General features: G+C 31.5%; 5 protein-coding genes. 4 read left to right on the top strand and 1 reads right to left on the bottom strand.

Translation table 11 applies throughout. The annotated features are described in order from the left end of the window. Positions 1-479 (top strand): outer membrane beta-barrel protein (locus ACTG3S_RS02245; RefSeq protein WP_439127753.1); only part of this gene is annotated, 479 nt, incomplete at its 5' end. Here ACTG3S_RS02245 and aroB read toward each other — a convergent pair. Next, positions 480-1,538, bottom strand: coding sequence for a 3-dehydroquinate synthase (aroB, locus tag ACTG3S_RS02240; protein WP_439127752.1), 1,059 nt, complete (start codon positions 1,536-1,538; stop codon positions 480-482). It lies immediately after the preceding gene. Positions 1,539-1,628: 90 nt separating this feature from the next. Here aroB and ACTG3S_RS02235 point away from each other — a divergent pair, with 90 nt between their 5' ends. From ACTG3S_RS02235 to ACTG3S_RS02225, 3 genes are all read left to right on the top strand, one after another. Beyond that, entirely contained in the window at positions 1,629-2,792 is a 1,164-nt protein-coding gene (locus ACTG3S_RS02235) for a proline dehydrogenase family protein (protein ID WP_439127751.1), read from the top strand. Beyond that, entirely contained in the window at positions 2,792-3,088 is a 297-nt protein-coding gene (locus tag ACTG3S_RS02230; protein WP_439127750.1) for an LETM1 domain-containing protein, read from the top strand. Before ACTG3S_RS02235 ends, ACTG3S_RS02230 begins: the two co-directional genes overlap by 1 nt. Positions 3,089-3,335: 247 nt before the next feature. Further along, positions 3,336-4,365: GTP-binding protein (locus ACTG3S_RS02225; protein ID WP_439127749.1), on the top strand; the 1,030-nt coding region annotated here is incomplete at its 3' end.

Raw genomic sequence — 4,365 nt, 5'->3', positions numbered from 1 at the left:
CCAATTTTATCGGTATAAATGTATATAATTATGATATTGATGGAGTCTTAAGTTTTAGACATAGAGATGGTGTAGCACGTAATTATGATATTGATACCAATTCCACTATTTATTCCATCAACTTAAATTCTACATACAATTTTTGGGAAAACGCTTCTGTACAATTTACTTTTAATTATTTGTCTGATAGAGTCTCAGCAATGGGAGAAGACTCTCGTTTTTACTCACCAAACCTAACGTTCAGAAAAAAGTTTATGGAAGATCGATTGACAGCCACTTTACAATGGCAGAATATAGATATGGGACTATTTAAAACCAACGAACAACGTATAACTACCTCAAGAACAAATCAATTTTTTACCACAACAAATTATGTGTATGAAGTAGATATGATTACCTTAAACCTTCCTTACACTTTTAATGCTGCTAAAAATAAATCGAAATTTATTGATAGCGAGTTTGGGAAACGTGAGTTTTAATTACAAATTATAAAATTCCATACTCTCAATAATCAATGCTTCAGTCACTTTACAATCTAATTGATGGTTTTCATAATCATTTAACAGCACAAAGTTTACCTGACCGTTTACGTTTTTCTTGTCGTGTTTTAACAATTCCATAATGGCTTTAAAATCTTCTTTTAAAAGATTTGTTTTATTGTAAATAGATAAAATAACTTCTTTTATTTCAGCAACTTTTTCTAAAGGAAAACTTAATAATTTAGAAGACATGTAACTTTCGCAAACCATACCAATGGCGATAGCTTCACCATGTGTTAAGTTTTCTTTATTTTCAGATTCTAAGTAAAAAGACTCTATGGCGTGTCCTAAAGTATGTCCGAAATTTAAAATTTTACGTAAACTTTGTTCTTTAGGATCTTGTAAAACCACTTCATTTTTTATTTCAATAGATCTAAATATTAAATCTTTGATATTTAGACCTTTATTTTTCTTTATTTCATTAAATAGTTGAATATCGTAAGTGACTCCATATTTAATAATTTCTGCTATTCCAGATTTTATTTCTCTAGGAGTAACAGTTTCTAAATAATCGGCATCTACCAAAACCATTTTTGGGTTTGCAAACAGACCAATTTGGTTTTTTAGCACTCCTAAATCTACCCCTGTTTTACCACCTACAGAAGCATCAACCATAGATAATAATGTAGTGGGTACGTTTACAAAATCAATACCGCGTTTAAAACAAGAAGCCACAAAACCACCTAAATCTGTAATAACACCACCACCTAAAGTAATAAGTAAACTTTTACGATCACCACCTAATTCTGTAATCGCATTCCAAACACCAATACAAGTTTCTAAATTTTTATTGATTTCTCCAGATGCTATTTCAATGATTTCAATCTTATTTTCTGCACTAAAATTTCTTATAAATTTAGGGTAACAATGTTCAAAAGTATTCTCATCAACCAAAATAAAAATGGTAGAGTAGTTTTTGCTAGCTACTAAATTTGATAATTCTTTATATGCTTTGTTCTGAAAATGAACAGGGTAACTTATTGCTTTTATAGACTTCATCATAAAAATATTGAAAGTGCAAATTAACTAGAAATTATTGAATTATTAGTACTCTTAAACTATCTTTGTTTTAAATTTTAATAGCGTTTAATGAAATTTTTCGATAACACAAAAGTTGCTTTTGCACTAAAAACAGACTCTCAATTAAAAAGAGCTTATTTTCTATTTAAAATGATTCAAAACCAGCCTTTGGTTAGAATTGGTAGTGCAGTAACAAACTTTGCTTTAAAAGCTCATTTACCAATAGAAGGTTTAATTAGAGCTACTGTATTCGATCATTTTTGTGGAGGTGTTACAGAAGAAGACTGTTTACCTATTATAGATAATATGTACAATAATGGTAATGTACATAGTGTTTTAGATTATTCAGTAGAGGGCAAAGACAAAGAAGAAAGTTTTAATGAAGCGTTAGAGAAAATCTTAAAAATTGTAGATTTTTGTGCAGAAAAAAAATCCATTCCGTTTGCCGTTTTTAAACCCACAGGTTTTGGGCGATTTGCTTTATATCAAAAAATTACAGAAGGAAAAGAATTAACAGAACAAGAAAAAGAAGAATGGGCGAGGGTAGAAGCACGCTATCACAAAGTATGTAAAATAGCTTCAGAAAAAGATGTACCCTTATTAATCGATGCAGAAGAAAGTTGGATGCAAGATGCTGCAGATCAATTAATAGAGCAGCTAATGGAAACTTACAACAAAGACAAAGCCATCGTTTTTAACACTTTGCAAATGTATAGGCATGACAGGCTTGAGTATTTAAAAGAACTCCATACAAAAGCACACCAAAAAAGCTTTCATATTGGTATGAAGGTTGTAAGAGGTGCTTATATGGAAAAAGAAAGAGAAAGAGCCGAAGAAAAGGGATATCCATCACCAATTTGCGATAACAAAGAATTAACAGACATTAATTTTGATGCTGCTGTTAAATATATGATGGAACATAAAAATATGGCAATTTTTATAGGAACTCATAACGAACACAGTTCTTATTTAGGCATGGAATTGGCAGATAAGCACAATATCAAAAAAGACGATTCAAGGCTTTGGTTTGGACAATTATTTGGCATGAGCGATCATATAAGTTACAACCTTGCCAACCATCAATACAACGTTGCAAAATATCTTCCATTTGGTCCGGTAAGAGATGTTATGCCTTACTTAATTAGGCGTGCAGAAGAAAACACCTCTGTTGCAGGTCAAACAAGTAGAGAGTTAAACCTGTTAAAAACAGAAAGAAAACGTAGAAAGCTATAATGCAAACTGTAGACGAAATAAAACAGTTACTCCATAGAAATAAATTAAGGTTGCACCAAGAATTGTTGCAAAGCAAAGAAGCCTACCATTTAATTAAAAAATCTACACATTCACATTTAACAGAAGAAGAAAAGTTAAAAATTAAAATTCAACTTCTAGATATCTGTAAAGCTATACCCGCATTTACGGTTTTTATGTTGCCAGGTGGTGCATTATTACTACCATTACTCATCAAATTAATACCTGATATTTTACCATCTGCCTTTAAAGAAGACCCAGAAATCGATAACAAATAAACAATTTGGGCGTTCCCTTTCAGGTCGCGCTTTCCATTGCAAGTCCTCGTTCGTAAACTCACTGTGGGCTTTCCATTGCAATCCCTAACGCACTTATTTAGAAGCTTTTTACATTTTAAAAGCCAATTATCATCCATAAAAATTGCTATTTATAGTAATTAAAAAAGTTAACACAAAAATAATTAGCTATTTTAGGTGTAATTCGTGTCTAAACAACTACTTTTGCACGAAATTTAAGAAATTATCAATGCAAGAAATCAGAAACATTGCAATTATTGCCCATGTAGATCATGGAAAAACAACTTTAGTAGACAAAATTATAGATCAAGCAAAAATCTTAGACGATCGTAAAGAACGTACAGATTTATTATTAGATAATAACGATTTAGAAAGAGAAAGAGGTATTACAATTCTATCTAAAAACGTTTCTGTAAACTATAAAAACACAAAAATTAACGTAATTGATACACCAGGTCACGCCGATTTTGGAGGAGAAGTAGAACGTGTATTAAAAATGGCAGATGGTGTTTTATTATTAGTAGATGCTTTCGAAGGTCCAATGCCACAAACCCGTTTTGTATTAGGTAAAGCCTTAGAATTAGGTTTAACACCAATTGTAGTTGTAAATAAAGTAGACAAAGAAAACTGTACGCCAGATTTAGTACATGAAAAAGTGTTCGATTTAATGTTTGCCTTAGAAGCAACAGAAGAGCAATTAGACTTTGCAACCATTTACGGTTCTGCAAAAAATAATTGGATGAGCACAGACTGGAAAAACGAAACAGACAACATAGTACCTTTATTAGATGCTGTTTTAGAATCTATACCAGCTACAAAATACAATGAAGGTACACCACAAATGCAAATTACCTCTTTAGATTTTTCATCTTTTACAGGTCGTATTGCAATTGGACGTGTTTTTAGAGGAGATTTAGAAGCAGGTAAAGATTATATGTTGTGTAAAGCAGATGGTTCTACCAAAAAAGTTAGAATTAAAGAATTACACGTTTTTGAAGGAATGGGAAAAGCACAAGTAGATAAAGTACCTTGTGGAGACATTTGTGCAATTACAGGTTTAGAAGGGTTCGAAATTGGCGATACGATTGCAGATTTAGAAAACCCAGAAGCATTACCTAGAACAGAAATAGACAAACCAACCATGAGTATGTTGTTTACCATAAACAATTCACCATTTTTTGGTAAAGAAGGTAAGTTTGTAACCTCTCGTCATTTACGTGACAGACTGTTTAAAGAAATGGAGAAAAACTTAGCGTTAA

It is taken from the genome of Polaribacter sp. (genome assembly GCF_965656025.1).
In the GTDB taxonomy this organism is placed as follows: Bacteria; Bacteroidota; Bacteroidia; order Flavobacteriales; family Flavobacteriaceae; genus Polaribacter.
Note: the sequence above shows the minus strand (reverse complement) of the source record. Positions and strands in the feature narration are given on the sequence as shown.

Excerpts from the sequence above, each read along its gene's own strand:
- ACTG3S_RS02235 (WP_439127751.1), top strand. The coding sequence starts at position 1,629 with ATGAAATTTTTCGATAACACAAAAGTTGCTTTTGCACTAAAAACAGAC.
- aroB (WP_439127752.1), bottom strand. The coding sequence starts at position 1,538 with ATGAAGTCTATAAAAGCAATAAGTTACCCTGTTCATTTTCAGAACAAA.
- ACTG3S_RS02230 (WP_439127750.1), top strand. The coding sequence starts at position 2,792 with ATGCAAACTGTAGACGAAATAAAACAGTTACTCCATAGAAATAAATTA.